Origin of the sequence: Mesorhizobium loti CJ3sym (assembly GCF_000472785.1) — a bacterium.
Taxonomy (GTDB): domain Bacteria; phylum Pseudomonadota; class Alphaproteobacteria; order Rhizobiales; family Rhizobiaceae; genus Mesorhizobium; species Mesorhizobium loti_E.
Genome location: NZ_AXAL01000016.1, coordinates 56,723 through 71,197 on the forward strand (window position 1 = coordinate 56,723; position 14,475 = coordinate 71,197).

The 14,475-nt window shown below is 63.6% G+C and carries 14 protein-coding genes; 7 read left to right on the plus strand and 7 right to left on the minus strand.

Going from position 1 to position 14,475, the window contains the following annotated elements:
- Positions 1 to 63: 63 nt before the first annotated feature.
- Positions 64 to 678 (minus strand): bifunctional nicotinamidase/pyrazinamidase, encoded by a 615-nt coding sequence (pncA, locus tag A3A9_RS0121925; protein WP_027060697.1) that lies wholly within the window; start codon positions 676 to 678, stop codon positions 64 to 66.
- Positions 679 to 972: 294 nt separating this feature from the next.
- Between pncA and A3A9_RS0121930 the strand changes: the two genes are divergently transcribed.
- From A3A9_RS0121930 to A3A9_RS0121955, 6 genes are read left to right on the plus strand one after another with little or no spacing between them, the layout of a single operon-like run.
- Positions 973 to 1,830 (plus strand): FAD binding domain-containing protein, encoded by an 858-nt coding sequence (locus tag A3A9_RS0121930; RefSeq protein WP_027060698.1) that lies wholly within the window; start codon positions 973 to 975, stop codon positions 1,828 to 1,830.
- Positions 1,827 to 4,643, plus strand: coding sequence for a molybdopterin-dependent oxidoreductase (locus tag A3A9_RS0121935; protein ID WP_027060699.1), 2,817 nt, complete (start codon positions 1,827 to 1,829; stop codon positions 4,641 to 4,643). The genes A3A9_RS0121930 and A3A9_RS0121935 overlap by 4 nt, the downstream gene beginning before the upstream one ends.
- Positions 4,640 to 6,181: a hypothetical protein gene (locus A3A9_RS0121940; protein WP_027060700.1), complete on the plus strand. Its 1,542-nt coding sequence runs from the start codon at positions 4,640 to 4,642 to the stop codon at positions 6,179 to 6,181. The genes A3A9_RS0121935 and A3A9_RS0121940 overlap by 4 nt, the downstream gene beginning before the upstream one ends.
- Complete coding sequence (locus tag A3A9_RS0121945) at positions 6,181 to 7,065, plus strand: UPF0280 family protein (RefSeq protein ID WP_027060701.1); 885 nt, start codon at positions 6,181 to 6,183, stop codon at positions 7,063 to 7,065. Before A3A9_RS0121940 ends, A3A9_RS0121945 begins: the two co-directional genes overlap by 1 nt.
- Positions 7,058 to 7,642: an amino acid synthesis family protein gene (locus tag A3A9_RS0121950; RefSeq protein ID WP_027060702.1), complete on the plus strand. Its 585-nt coding sequence runs from the start codon at positions 7,058 to 7,060 to the stop codon at positions 7,640 to 7,642. The genes A3A9_RS0121945 and A3A9_RS0121950 overlap by 8 nt, the downstream gene beginning before the upstream one ends.
- A complete protein-coding gene (locus tag A3A9_RS0121955; RefSeq protein ID WP_027060703.1) occupies positions 7,639 to 8,100 on the plus strand; it encodes a MarR family winged helix-turn-helix transcriptional regulator in 462 nt (153 codons plus the stop codon). The genes A3A9_RS0121950 and A3A9_RS0121955 overlap by 4 nt, the downstream gene beginning before the upstream one ends.
- Before the next feature lie 24 nt (positions 8,101 to 8,124).
- On the opposite strand, the gene A3A9_RS0121960 is transcribed toward A3A9_RS0121955, so the two are convergent.
- The 5 genes from A3A9_RS0121960 to A3A9_RS0121980 form a co-directional block, all read right to left on the minus strand.
- The gene (locus A3A9_RS0121960) at positions 8,125 to 8,919 is read right to left on the minus strand and encodes an inositol monophosphatase family protein (protein ID WP_027060704.1); all 795 of its coding nucleotides are present in this window, start codon (positions 8,917 to 8,919) and stop codon (positions 8,125 to 8,127) included.
- Between the two features lie 83 nt (positions 8,920 to 9,002).
- On the minus strand, positions 9,003 to 10,004 hold the full coding sequence (locus A3A9_RS0121965; RefSeq protein WP_027060705.1) for an LLM class flavin-dependent oxidoreductase: 1,002 nt from the start codon (positions 10,002 to 10,004) through the stop codon (positions 9,003 to 9,005).
- On the minus strand, positions 10,001 to 10,837 hold the full coding sequence (locus A3A9_RS0121970) for an arylamine N-acetyltransferase family protein (RefSeq protein ID WP_027060706.1): 837 nt from the start codon (positions 10,835 to 10,837) through the stop codon (positions 10,001 to 10,003). Before A3A9_RS0121970 ends, A3A9_RS0121965 begins: the two co-directional genes overlap by 4 nt.
- Positions 10,838 to 10,908: 71 nt before the next feature.
- Positions 10,909 to 12,078 carry an AI-2E family transporter gene (locus A3A9_RS0121975; RefSeq protein WP_033838722.1) on the minus strand — a complete coding sequence of 390 codons (1,170 nt, stop codon included), beginning with the start codon at positions 12,076 to 12,078 and terminating at the stop codon, positions 10,909 to 10,911.
- A 120-nt stretch (positions 12,079 to 12,198) separates the two neighbouring features.
- A complete protein-coding gene (locus tag A3A9_RS0121980) occupies positions 12,199 to 13,260 on the minus strand; it encodes an LLM class flavin-dependent oxidoreductase (protein WP_027060708.1) in 1,062 nt (353 codons plus the stop codon).
- 310 nt (positions 13,261 to 13,570) lie between these two features.
- Here A3A9_RS0121980 and A3A9_RS0121985 point away from each other — a divergent pair, with 310 nt between their 5' ends.
- On the plus strand, positions 13,571 to 13,999 hold the full coding sequence (locus A3A9_RS0121985) for a DUF6481 family protein (RefSeq protein ID WP_027060709.1): 429 nt from the start codon (positions 13,571 to 13,573) through the stop codon (positions 13,997 to 13,999).
- A 157-nt stretch (positions 14,000 to 14,156) separates the two neighbouring features.
- Here the strand turns inward: A3A9_RS0121985 and sugE are convergent, their stop codons facing one another.
- Positions 14,157 to 14,471, minus strand: coding sequence for a quaternary ammonium compound efflux SMR transporter SugE (gene sugE, locus A3A9_RS0121990; protein WP_027060710.1), 315 nt, complete (start codon positions 14,469 to 14,471; stop codon positions 14,157 to 14,159).
- Positions 14,472 to 14,475: the final 4 nt, after the last annotated feature.

Genomic DNA, 14,475 nt, shown 5'->3' on the forward strand with positions numbered 1-14,475 from the left:
CCGAATTGCTCTTCGCAATTTGGTTGGCAATCCGGGTGAGGGGGTACTTTCCCAAAGGCCTGTTCAGTCCGACAACTGGTCTTCAAGCGTCACGCCGGCGTCGCGCATGCGCTGCAGCATTGTCTCGAGCGAGCCGTTGAGATCGATAGCGCGGCAGGCGTCGAGCCGCACCGTGGTCTTGAACCCATGGCTGACCGCGTCCAGAGCCGAAAACCCGACACAAAAATCGGTCGCCAGGCCGACCAGGGTCAGCGTGTCGATGCCGCGCTCCTTGAGATAGCCGGCGAGGCCGGTGGGCGTCGTGCGGTCGTTCTCGAAGAAGGCCGAATAGCTGTCGATGTCAGGACGAAATCCCTTGCGGATGACGAGTTCGGCCTTGGTCCAGGCGAGGCCGGAATGGAAATCCGAGCCGAGGCTGCCCTGGATGCAATGGTCCGGCCACAGCGTTTGCTGGCCATAGGGCATCTCGATCGTCGAGAACGGTTGCGCGCCAGGATGGCTGGAGGCGAAGCTGGAATGGCCGGCAGGGTGCCAGTCCTGTGTCAACACGACATGGTCGGCGTGGCGGATCATATCGTTGACCAGCGGCACGATCTCGTCGCCGCCGGTCACGGCCAACGCACCGCCGGGGCAAAAATCGTTCTGCAGGTCGATGACAACAAGCGCTTGGTCGGCCATTTGGCCTCCTTCTTCTCTGTGTGGGCTCGGGCTACAGTAGAAAGATGCCGCTAACGCGACCGGAGGCAGAAACTTGACCAGATGGCCGGCCGCGTCAACCTCCGAAGACGTAACAATCGCGTTGCGGGCATCCGGGCAAAGGATGATGGTCCAAACTCTGGCTTTGACAATTTCCACCGGCTTGATATCATTTGCATACGAATGAGTTTCCGATTTCAAACCGGCAAGACAATCCCGGGGTAAACGCCCTGGGTGGGCCAATTTCGGGGAAGGCCCTATCTGGGAAGGCAAAGCGTGATCCGTTACGCGAAACCCACCACGGTCGACGAAGCGCTCGCGCTGCTTGGCGAGGGCGCGTGGCGTATCCTCGCCGGCGGCACCGATTTCTATCCGGCGCAGGGCACCAAGCCTTTCCGAGACAATGTCCTCGACATCAATGGCCTCGCGGCGCTGCGCGGCATCGCCGAGACGGATGACCATTTTGTCATCGGCGCGCGCACGACATGGACCGATGTTATCCGCCACCCGTTGCCGCCGGCCTTCGATGCGCTGAAACAGGCGGCACGAGAGGTCGGCTCGCCGCAGATCCAGAATGTTGCTTCCGTTGCCGGCAATCTCTGCAACGCCTCGCCGGCCGCTGATGGCGTGCCGGGCCTGCTCGTGCTTGATGCCGATGTCGAACTGCGTTCGGTGACTGCAACCCGTCATCTGCTCGTATCGGATTTCATTCTCGGCAACCGCCGGACGGCCCTGCAGCCGGGCGAAATGGTAACGGCCATCCGCGTGCCGAAACCCAGCGGCACGTCGGCTTTCGTAAAGCTCGGCGCGCGGCGCTATCTCGTTATTTCCATTGCCATGGTGGCGGCGCGTCTGCTCGTGGAGAACGGTGTTGTCGCGGACGCTGCCGTTGCCGTTGGTTCGTGCTCGGCTGTTGCCAAACGACTCGCCGGTGTCGAGACAGCGCTTCGCGGATTGCCGGTCGATGATAGGCTCGCGGCTGCGGCCCAGTCCGCGCCGATGTCCGAGCTGTCGCCGATCGCCGATGTCCGAGGCAGTGCCGAGTATAGGCTCGATGCCGTGCGCGAGATCGTTGCCCGCGTCGTGTTGCAGGCTTCCGGACAGACAAGTGATCACGGAATGGTGGCGGCATGAACCGGGTCAGGCCTGAAGTCGGTGAAACCCTGCCCGATCTTGGCGCCGTTCAGCGCGGTATCGGCCTTGAGCGCGCCGACATCGCTTTCGAGGTCAATGGCGATGCCGTTTCCGTCAATGTGCCGCCACTGCGCCGGCTGTCTTTGGTGCTGCGCGATGAGTTGCGGCTGACCGGCACCAAGGTCGGCTGCGACGCCGGCGATTGCGGCGCCTGCACCGTGCTGGTCGATGGCGATCCCGTCTGCGCCTGCCTGATGCCCGCGGCTTCCGTATCCGGGGCGACGGTGACAACTGTCGAAGGCCTTTCCAACGGCAGGCTGTCGGCCCTGCAGGCGTCTTTCCTGGCCCACGGCGCGGCGCAATGCGGCATCTGCACGCCAGCGCTGCTGGTCGCGGCGACTGCGCTGCTGGACAAGAAACCGAGCCCGACCGAGATCGAGGTGCAGGATGCGCTGAGCGGCATTCTCTGCCGCTGCACCGGCTACCGGAAGATCATCGCGGCGGTGATCGAGGCTTCTCAGCAGGCAGCAAGTCTGGATTTCTGCCTGCCTCAGTCCGGCCACGCCGTCGGCGCGTCACCTGTCAGGCTCGATGGCATGCCGAAGGTGACCGGCGGCGAAAAATTCGGCGGTGATTCCTTCCCCGCCGATGCCTTGTCCGTGCTGGTGGTCCGCTCGCCGCACTATCATGCCAGCTTTGCCTTCGGCGACCTCGATGACTGGGCAAAAGCCCATCCCGGCATCGCCGGCGTCTTCACGGCGGCCGATATTCCGGGAAAGAACTGTTTCGGCGTCATTGGCCCATTCGCCGACCAGCCGGCGCTGGCGGAAGGGTTTGCGCGGCTTCGCGGCGAGGCGGTGGCGCTGGTCGCCGGCGAGCGCGAGGCCATCCTCGATCTCGATCTGTCGGATTTCCCGATCCGCTGGACCGAGTTGCCGCATTTTCTCCAGCCTGCCGAAGCGCAGGCTGCCGACGCCGCTTTGATCCATGAGAACCGCCCGGCCAATTTGTTGACCAAGGGTTTTGTCGAGCGCGGTGATCCCGAAGCAGCGCTTGCCAATGCAGCCGTGACCGTGTCCGGCGCGATCGACACATCCTATGTCGAGCACGCCTATATCGAACCGGAAGCCGGCTATGCCTATCTCGATGGAGATACGCTCGTCGTCGTCGCCTGCACGCAAGCGCCCTATATGGACCGCGACGAGACGGCGAAAGTGCTCGGCCTTGCGGTCGACAAGGTGCGCATCGTGCCGACTGCGACCGGCGGCGGTTTTGGCTCAAAACTCGACGTTTCGCTGCAGCCGCTGATCGGCCTTGTGGCGCTGAAGACCGGGCGTCCGGCGGCACTTGCCTACACCCGCAACGAATCGATGATGTCGACCACCAAGCGCCATCCCTCGGAGATGAAAGCGACCATCGGGGCGGATGCCGACGGCCTCGTCACCGGCATGGTCTTTGCCGGCGATTTCAACACCGGTGCCTATGCCAGCTGGGGACCGACCGTTGCCAACCGCGTGCCGGTGCATGCCTCCGGCCCCTATGCGACGCCGAATTATCGTGCCGAAGGCCGCGCCATCCACACGCATGGTCCGATCTCCGGTGCCTTCCGTGGTTTCGGCGTGCCGCAGGCCACGATCATGCAGGAGACGCTGTATGACGAGCTGGCCGGCAAGCTTGGCATGGACAGACTCGATTTTCGCCTGAAGAACTGTCTTCGGAACGGCTCCGAAACGGTTACCGGACAGAGACTGGAGTCCGGTGTCGGTATCTTCGAATGCCTCGACTCCCTGCGGTCGCATTGGGCCCGCGCAACAGCCGGCGCCGATATATTCAATACATCTAATGTAAACAAAAAGCGCGGCGTCGGCGTCGCGTCCTGCTGGTATGGCTGCGGCAACACCTCGCTGCCCAATCCGTCGACCATCCGGGTCGGCATCTCGCCGTCGGGCGAGGTCATCCTGCACCAGGGCGCCGTCGATATAGGCCAGGGCTCCAACACCGTCATCACCCAGATCTGCGCCGACGCGCTTGGCCTGCCGCTGGAAAGATTCCGGCTGAAGAGTGCCGACACGGCGATCAGTCCCGATGCCGGCAAGACGTCGGCGTCGCGCCAGACTTTTGTCACCGGCAAGGCGGCAGAGAAGTCCGGCCGCGCCTTGCGCGAAAAGATCCTGCGTTTCGCCAATGTCTCGGAAAGGGCTTCCCTGCAACTGGATGGCTCGGCAATCGTCATCCGCGAGGGCGAGGCTACCCGCCGTATCGATCTCGCCGCGCTCGATGTGGATGCGGACGGCTTCGTCTTCCGCGCCGAGGAAACTTACGATCCGCCGACGCTGCCGCTCGATGCCAAGGGCCAGGGCAAGCCCTATGCCGTCTACGGCTACGGCGCGCAGATCGCCGAGCTGGAGGTCGATCTCAAGCTTGGCACGGTGAAGCTGCTGAAAATCACCGCCGCGCACGATGTCGGCAAGGCGATCAACCCGCTGCTGGTCGAAGGCCAGATCGAGGGCGGCATCGCGCAAGGCATCGGCATGGCGCTGATGGAGGAATACATTCCCGGTCGCACCGAGAATCTGCACGACTATCTGATCCCGACCATCGGCGACGTGCCGCCGATCGAGACCATCCTGATCGAGGTGCCCGACCCCGAAGGCCCGTTCGGCGCCAAGGGCCTGGGCGAGCATGTGCTGATCCCGACCGCGCCGGCGATCCTCAACGCCATCCGCCACGCCACCGGCGTGCTCATCACCAAGGTTCCGGCGACGCCGACACGCATTAGCGCCGCGATCCGCGAGAAGGAGGCACGCGCATGAGCGAGCTTGCCGAACGTTTTGAGACCCATGACCCCGGCGAGAAGCTGGTGGCGGAGAAGATCCGCTGCGATGCCTGCCCGGTGATGTGCTACATCGCCGATGGCCGCACCGGCGCCTGTGACCGCTACGGCAATACCGGCGGAAGGATCGTGCGCATGGATCCGCTGACCATTCTCGACCATGCGGCCGAGACCGGCGCTGCCATGGTGCCCTTTGTCGCAGAGGGCGAGGCTTGGGACGGCGAACTGGTCAACACCGGGCGCCGCTTCGTCACGGCGATAGGCGCGGGCACCACCTATCCCGACTACAAGCCGGCCCCCTTCATCGTCAGCCAGGAGGTCGAGGGCGTCGATCTCGTCACCGTGGTCACCGAAGGCATCTTTTCGTATTGCGGCGTCAAGGTGAAGATCGACACCGACCGCCACCTCGGACCCGAAACGGCAATCGTTCGCTCGCAGGGCGAAGCGGTCGGCCATGTCACGACGGGCGAATATGGCTCGCAGATGCTGTCGCTGGGCGGTGTGCATCATCTGACCGGCGGCTCCAAGTCGGAAGGCCGCGCGACTTGCGACGCGCTGCTCAATTTGTGCAACCGCAAGCCCGTGGAGCTCGCCATCGACGGTGGCGCCACCATCATCGTCGAAGCCGGCAAACCACCCGTCATCGACGGCAAGCAGGAACAGCGCATGCGCGTCGGCTGCGGTTCGGCCACCATCGGTATGTTCGCCACGCAATGGCGCGGGCTGGTCGACGAGGTCGTAGTGGTCGACGACCACATCACCGGCGTCGTCTCCGAGCATCAGGCTGGCAAGGTGCTGGGCTGGCAGGATACCGGGATAAAAATCATCGGCCGCCGTTCAACGCCGGGCCGCTATTTCAAGGTCTCCGAGCCCGGTCTCGGCTGGGGCGGCACCTCGATTTCCGATCCGCTGTCGATCCTCGGCGAATGGAACGCCAAGAAAGGCGCCCGCCCCGGCCTGTCGCTGCTGATGGTCTCGACCACCGGCGAGCAGTTCGCCTACTACGAACTCGATGACGATCTGAAGCCGGTGGAAAAACCGTTTCCGGAGCGGTTGCGGAAGTCGGTCAACCTGATCGAGGACAATTGCGAGCCGGCCTTGTGCACCGTGCTGTTCATCGGCGGCGCCGGTGGTTCGCTGCGCGCCGGTGTCACTGAAAACCCGGTCAATCTCACCCGTTCGGTGCAAGGCCTGAAGACCTATGTCACGGTCGGCGGCGCGCCGGTCTATGTCTGGCCGGGCGGCGGCATCACGCTGATGGTCGATGTGACGCGGGTGCCGGAAGGCGCCTTCGGCTATGTGCCGACGCCGGCGCTGGTGGCACCAATCGAGTTCACCTTGCGCCGCGACGATTACATCAGGCTCGGCGGCTACGAGGCCGAAATCCGCAGCGTCGAGGATATCGTCGCCAGGGGCGGCGAATACCTCAACCCTCGCCAGGGCACCGGCGCGCCGACCAGTAACCCCTGGCCGCCGCTGGCACAGTTGCGGCGCGCCGCGTCGAACGGGACCGGATGATGGACGGCCCGCAAGCGCATTGGCTTCAGGACGGCAAGCGGTTGCATCTCAACCACGGGCCGATCGATCTGATCGTCGAGGCGTTTGGCGAGGCGCACGAGTGCCATCTGGCCTATGAGCAGGCGGTTTCACGCTTCCAGACGATCCTGATCGAGTTGGTCGAGGAGCTTCCCGAATTGCGGCTCCCTGCGTTTTTCCTGGCGCCACGCACCTTTGCCGGCCCTACGGCGCGCCGCATGGAAGCTGCCGTCATGCCTTTGGCGGAATGCTTCATAACACCGATGGCCGCCGTTGCCGGATCGGTAGCCGACGAAATGCTCGCCGCATTGCTTGCCGATCGCAAGCTCGATCGCGCCTATGTCAACAATGGCGGCGACAGCGCTCTCCATATCGGCAAGGGCCAGTCGATGGGCCTGGCGGTCGCCGGCACCGGCAACGGCATGGCCGACCGGATCACGATACGCGCCGAAGATGGCGTTGGCGGCGTTGCCACCAGCGGTTGGCGCGGCCGCTCCTTCTCGCTTGGCATAGCCGATGCTGTCACCGTGCTGGCGCGGACCGGCGCCGAGGCGGATGCGGCGGCGACGCTGATTGCCAACGCGGTAGACCTGCCCGGCAATCCTGCCATCAAGCGCGTTCCGGCATACGAATTGTTGCCCGACAGCGATCTTGGCCCCCGCTTGGTGACACAAGCCGTCGGCCCGCTTGCATTTGGCGAGGTGGCGCGGGCGCTGGACAACGGCCTTGCCGTCGCCGAAGATTTTCGCCGGCGCGGCCTGATTGCCGCATCGGCGCTGTTTCTTGGCGGTGAAGCCCGCATCAGTGGCTCGGTTGCACTTGCCGCGCCCAACAAAAATCCGAGGGAGGAAATTGCCCATGCCTGAGTTCCCGATCCGCAAAATCGCGGTGCTGAGCGAAGAGATATTTCATGATGGCGGGCCGGTCGCCGAGGTGCCGCGCCGGCGTGCCGCTGCCATGGCTGTGGTCAAGAACCCGTTCGCCGGGCGCTATGTCGAGGATTTGCAGACCGCCATGGACGATCTGAAGCCGCTCGGGCTGTTGCTTTCCGACAGGCTCATCGCCGCACTTGGCGGTGACGTCAAACAGATCGACGGCTACGGCAAGGGCGCCATCGTCGGCATATCAGGCGAACTGGAGCACGGTGCGCTCTGGCATGTGCCCGGTGGCTACGCGATGCGCGAACGGCTTGGCGACGCCAAGGCGATCGTGCCGTCGGCCAAGAAGGTCGGGGCTTTCGGCTCGAAGCTCGACGTGCCGCTTGGCCACATCAACGCCGCCTATGTTCGTAGCCATTTCGACGCCATGGAAGTCGGCATCAGCGACGGTCCGCGCCCCGACGAGATTCTTTTCTGTCTGGCCATGACCTGCGGGCCGCGCATCCACAACCGCATGGGTGGTCTTGCGGCCGACGGCATCAAGGCCTGGGATGGGCTGCGGTGAGCGGCGAGGACAATCTGCTCAAGCTGGTCGAGGCCGAAGAGCCTGAGGACCACGATTACCTCCTGCAGGAGCAGGTCGGCTTCATCCTGCGCAAGGCGCACCAGCGCCATGTCTCGATTTTCGCCGCGCATATTGGCGATTTGACGCCACCGCAATTCGCGGCGCTGGCCAAACTGCGCGATGTCGGCGAGACCTCGCAAAACCAGCTCGGCACACTGATCGCCATGGATGCGGCGACCGTGAAGGGCGTCATCGACAGGCTGAAGGCGCGCGGCCTTGTCGAACTTTCCAAGCATGAGGTCGACAAAAGGCGGCTGCTGGTCAACTTGACCCCGGAAGGCCGCGACGCCATCGAACGCCTGATCCCGCTGGCCCGGGAGATCACTCAGGAGACGCTGGCGCCGCTCTCGGCCAAGGAGATCGCCACCTTCACGAAGCTGCTGGCGAAGCTGGCATAAGGATACCCGCCACCCGGCTAGCAATCAGGGCCGGAACACGCCTAAGCAAAGCTCCTGCAGTTTCGAAAACACACCCTTGCCGCCAGTGATGACCCGGGTGCCGTCGTGCAGCACCGTTTTGGGGTCGGCCTTCAGAACGGTGCCGCCGGCCTCCTCAATCAGCAGCATGCCGGCCAGGCAGTCCCAGGCATTCATGTGTTCTTCGACATAGCCAAGCAACCGTCCCGAGGCCACATAGGCCAGCATCAGGGCGCCTGAGGCGTTGCGGAAGAAGACGCCGCCTTCGGCCAGGATCTTCTTGATGAGCACGGCGATATTTTCAGCCTCCGCCCGGTTCGAGAATCCGGTCCCCACCGAGCCTTCTTCCAGGCTGGTCGCTGCGCTCGTCCTGATCGGCCTGCCATTGAGGAACGCGCCGCCGCCGAGCCGGCCGTGAAACGTCTCGCCGGTCGACGGTTCGTGAATGACGCCGACGACCGTCTCGCCATCCCTGGCGCAAGCTATCACCACGCACCAGGCCGGAATGCCGCGCACGAAATTGGCGGTGCCGTCGATGGGGTCGATGACCCAGACATAGCCGGTCGCACCAGTGACCGAGGCATGTTCCTCGCCGACGATGCCATCTTGCGGATAATCAGCGGCGATGGCCGCGCGGATAAACAGTTCAACCTCGCGGTCGGCTTGCGAGACCAGGTCCTGATGGCCCTTGCTCTCGATGGTCAGGCTTTCCAGGTCGCGGAAATATCCGAGGCCGAGCTCGCCTGCCCGCCGGGCCAGATCGATGGCAAACTGCGTGCGGGCGTCAAAATCATGTGTCACGGGAAAGCTCGCTCTTGCCTCTGGATGCTCCGCACTTAGCAGAGCATCGCTACCGGCAAAAGGACCCCGCTGGACACAAAACGTCAGGCCGCCTGCGACAGGGATTTGTGAGCGTCGGCCAGGATCTCGAAGGAGCGCACCCGCGCAGCATGATCAAAGATCTGCGCGGTGACCATCAGTTCGTCAGCACCAGTGCGGCGCACGAAGGCATCGATGCCCTGGCGGACCGTTTCGGGAGAACCGACAACGGCGCAAGACAGCGCCTGGCCGAGCATGGTCTTGGCCATCGGGTCGAGATCCCTTTCATAATTCTCGACAGGCGGCGGCAGTCGCCCCGGCCGGCCGGTGCGCAAATTGACGAAGGCCTGCTGCAGCGAGGTGAACAGCAATCGTGCCTCGGCATCGGTCGGTGCGGCAAAGACGTTGAGGCCGAGCATGACATGCGGTTTGTCGAGCTGTTCCGAGGGCTGGAAGCGCGAGCGGTAGATGTCCAGTGCGTGATCGAGCTCTGCCGGCGCGAAATGCGAGGCGAAGGCATAGGGCAGGCCGAGCATGGCGGCGAGCTGCGCGCCATAGAGGCTGGAACCAAGAATCCAGATTGGCACGGTCTGGCCTTCGCCCGGCACGGCGCGGAGGCGCTGGCCTTCTTCGGCGGGCAGGAAATAGCCCATCAGCTCGACGACATCCTGTGGAAAATTGTCGACGCCAGCCTCGAGGTTGCGGCGCAAGGCGCGCGCGGTGTTCATGTCGGTGCCGGGTGCCCGGCCGAGGCCGAGATCGATACGGCCGGGAAACAAGGCAGCCAGCGTGCCGAATTGCTCGGCAATGACCAGCGGCGCATGGTTGGGCAGCATGATGCCGCCGGCGCCGACGCGAATGGTCTTGGTGCCGCCGGCGACATGGGCGATGACCACGGATGTGGCGGCGCTCGCAATGCCCGGCATGTTGTGATGCTCGGCCAGCCAGTAGCGCTTATAGCCCAGGCGCTCGGCATGGCGAGCGAGATCGAGCGAGTTGGCCAGCGATTGCGAGGCATCGCTGCCTTCGACGATCGGCGACAGGTCGAGAACGGACAGTTCGGTCATGCGTTGGTCTCCACGATCTTCTTCTCACGCACCCTGGCCTCGAAAGCCGTGCGGTCGGGAATGATGATGCCGAGCTGGCCTTCCAGCATGTCGGCGAGTTCGGCGGCGGTAGCTATCTCTGTCTGCTCGGTGCGGCCACCAATGTGATGGATCGACAGGCGATTGCCGCGCAAAGCGTAACGCCGGTCGGGCGCGGCGCGCGCCGCCACGACAGTCGTCAGGAAATGCGATGTCGGACTGGTCGACAGGAAGTAGTTGGTGACGGAATAGTCGACCTCATACTGCGGCTGCAGGTCGAAGCGGTAGAGCGAGCGCCAGTCGCCGCCGATGGCGGCCTGCAGGCGGAAATGATCGTCGACCTCGACGATGCGAAATGTCTCGTGGGGGGGTTTTTGCTCCGCGCCGGGATCCAGCAGCAGCGGCGCCGTCAGGGTCAGGCCACCGAAGCCGACATCGGCGATATAGGTGCGGCCATCAAGCTCGATGCGCAGCAGCATGTGGCTGCGCGCCGTGATGGCATCTTCTGCCTGGCCCCAAAGCACGCGTGCGGCGAGGCCGCTGACCTCAAAACCAAGCGCCTTCAGCGCATGCATGAAGAGGAGGTTGTGCTCGAAGCAATAGCCGCCGCGCCCGCCAAGGACGATCTTGTCCTGCAGCGCGGCAAGGTCGAGCCTAACTGGGTTGCCAAGAAACGGATCCATGTTTTCGAACGGGATTGCCTGCGGATGCAGGAAATGCAGCGCCTTCAGCGTATCCAGCGATGCGTCCCGAGGACCGGCGTAACCGATGCGAGCGAGATAGGCGTCGAGATCGAAGGAAGGAACGTCGCTCATTGGGAAGGCACCGGCAGTTGATCGGCCGGATATAGGCATTCGATCCCGCCGCCGCAAACCGCGTCCACCTTCTATGCGGTGGCCTTGCTGCTCTCCTCCGCCGGCTCCTCTTCCACCACGGCGGTCTGCTGTGCGGCGAGAAAATTGCCGACATGGCTCAGCCCTTCGAAATGATCGCAGAACACCTTGATGACGACCAGCAGCGGCACCGCCATCAGGGCGCCGACGAAGCCCCACAGCCACGACCAGAAGGCGATGGCGATGAAGATCGCCACGGCGTTGATCTCCAGGCGCCGGCCGACCACCATCGGTGTCACGAACTGGCCCTCGACGATGTCGCACAACAGCACGAAGGCCGGCGCCAAAAGCGCGTAGGAAATGGTGTCGAAGCTGATCAAGGCCATGACCGTGACCAGCACCAAGGTCAGCAGCGCGCCGACATAGGGCAGAAAGTTGAGGAGTGCCGCGGCTACACCCCAGACCAGCGGGTTGGGCATGCCAAGCGCCCAAAGGCCCAGGCCGATCACCGTGCCGAGACCGGCATTGATGATGGTGACGGTGAGCAAATAGTGCGAGATTTCACGCTCGACATCAAAAACGACACGCAGCGCCCGCTTCTTCTCGCTGAGGCTGGCGAAGGACTGGATGATCTTTTCATAGAACATCGTGCCCGAGGCGAGCAGGAACAGTGAGAGCACGAAGATGATGGTGAGGCTTGTTCCCGCCGACAGGATATTGCTGGCGGCCGACGACAGGATGCCGGACTGGGCAACCGCCACCTTCTGCACGCCGGGCTCTTGCGTGGTCTCGGTCAATTGCTCGATCTGATGCGAGACCTGCATGATTTTTTCCAGCGGACGCCGCAATTGCGCCAAGCGCTCGGTGAGCTGCTGGCCGATCGACGATGTGTTGTTGATGAGGTCGATGACCGGACCGCTGAGCAGGTAGCCTGCGCTGGCGAACACGCAGATCGAGAGCAGCACAAGAAGCGTCGCCGAGACCACTTCGGGAATGCCACGTTTCCGCAGCAGCCGCACGATCGGCGTCAGCGTTAACGCCAGAAGGAAGGCCAGGATGACCGGCATGAAGAAAGCGCGGGCGAAGTAGAGCGCGTAGATGGTCATGAAAATGAAGATGCCGATGAGCAGCGAGCGCATCAGATGCGTATCCGCGCGAGCCGCGACGCGCACGTCTTGAGCCTCGGCAACACCTGCGCCCAAAGCGGCGGGTTCGGCTTTCATCACGGTCCCTCGGCGGCGCACCGCAATTGGTGCGATCCGTCGACCGAAAACGCCGGCGTGGCTTCAAGGTTCCGTTAGCCGGCAGGCCCGCGTCTGCAGGCCTGCCGTTGCTCATCTGGCTCAGGCGACGGGCGCTGCCACCTCCGCTGGGGATTTCGCCGTTTCCTTGCGCACGATCGGCGCCACCCTTGTGCCGTAGAGTTCGATCGCCTTCATGATCTTGGTGTGCGGCATGGTGCCGATCGCCATCTGCAGCAGGAAGCGGTCATTGTTGAAAATCCTGTGCTGGGCGACGATCTTTTCCGCCACCTGCTCCGGATTGCCGACGAACAGGGCACCACTCGGACCACGCGACTGGTCGAAATGCGCCCGCGATGTCGGGCCCCAGCCGCGCTCGCGGCCGATGCGGTTCATCACTTCCGCCTGCGGACCGTAGAAATCGTCGGCCGCCTGTTCGGTCGTCTCGGCAATGAAGCCATGCACGTTGATGCTGGTGGCGAGGCCCGACGGGTCAGCGTCGGCGCGCTTGGCGGCCTCGCGGTAGACATCGAACAGCGGCGCGAAGCGGGCCGGCTCGCCGCCGATGATGGCGAGCGCCAGCGGCAGGCCGAGCGCGCCCGCGCGGGCAGCAGACTGGGGCGTGCCGCCAATGGCGATCCAGATCGGCAACCTGTCCTGGAACGGCCGGGGATAGACACCGCGATCGTTGATCGGCGCGCGCAGATTGCCGGACCATGTGACCTTGACGCTGTCTCGGATGGCAAGCAGTAGATCGAGCTTTTCCGCGAACAGCTCGTCATAATCCTCCAGATTGTAGCCGAACAGCGGGAAGGATTCGATGAACGAACCACGCCCGGCCATGATCTCGGCGCGCCCGCCCGACAGAAGATCGAGCGTGGCAAACTGCTGGAAGACGCGCACCGGATCGTCGGAGGAAAGCACGGTAACCGCGCTGGTCAGCTTGATGCGTTTCGAGCGCTCGGCAGCCGCGGCCAAACCCACGACCGGTGCTGAAGCGGCATAATCGGGCCGGTGATGTTCGCCGAGCCCAAAAACGTCGAGACCGACCTGGTCGGCCAGTTCGACCTCTTCGATCAGGTTTCGCAGCCGCTCATGCGGCCCAATGGCGCCGGGGCCCGGTTGCGGGCTGACGTCGGCAAAGGTGTAAAGACCGAGTTCCATGTGATGTCATCCTGGTGTTGGGTTTTACCGCCAGAAGCAATTCCAGGAAAAGTGTGAAACGGTTTTCCGTCCGGAATTGCGTCAAAGCAACAGAAAGAGCGGTTCACCAAAAGGTGAACCGCTGACGTAGCGACGGTACAGCCTCGCCGCCAGAGAGGCTGACGGTGAACAGTGCATGTCGGTTTGCAAGGAAAAGGCGTCTCCCGCGCGCAACATCGCGGAATTTCATGGCTGGCATACCGTTTTGGCGCTTGAACTCTTGCTATTCGCGCGTATGTAAGCCTCGCGAATTGACTTCAGGGAAGTGGACTTGGCTATTTACAGGGAAAAAGACGTTTTCGAGCGGCGCAACGCCGCGAACGAGGCAAAGAAGGCGCTTCTCGAGCGCTTCAAGGCAAAGCCGCCGGCGGATGATCCCGCAGTGCTGGCGCGGCAGGCCGAACGCAAGGCAATTCTCGAGGCTCGCGAAATCCGTGAGGCCGAGAAGGCGAGGCTGAAGCAGGAAAAGCTGGCACGCGAGGCGGTCGAGAAGGCCGAGCGCGAGGCAGCGGCCGAAGCGGCACGCATCGCCGCCGAAGAGGCAGCGCAGGCTGAAGCGAAGATCAAGGAAGCCGAGGAGACCGAGCGCATAGCTCGTCTGCTGGCTGACGAAGCCGAGCGTAAGGCCAAGCGTGACGCGCGTTATGCAGCGCGCAAGCAGCGTACCGGCAGAACGCCTCCGGGCTTCTCCGCCCGCTAAGGCCTTTTCGGCCAAGCTTCGAAATTTGGAAGCAGGGTCGCCTTGCTGCGGCCCTGAACGCGTTTGCATGAAAACAAAGCCTTGAGCCTCTCTGAGGCAGGCCGTCCCAACGGCTCGCACCCTCGGGCCAAGCCCGAGGGCAGACGCTTGGAGGCAATCAGGCCGCGAACTTCAGCCCCATAATGCCGCAGACGATCAGCGCGATACAGGCCAGCCTGATCGCGGTTGCGGGCTCGCCAAGCAGCCAGATGCCGAGCAGCGCGGTGCCGACCGTACCGATGCCGGTCCACACCGCATAGGCGGTGCCGACGGGAAGCGCCTTCAGCGCCAGGCCGAGCAGGGTAAGACTGACGATCATCGATGCGACAGTCAGGACCGTCGGTACCAGTTTCGAGAAACCGTCGGTATATTTGAGGCCGATCGCCCAGCCGATTTCGAACAGGCCAGCGAAAAACAAAAGAACCCAGGACATCGGA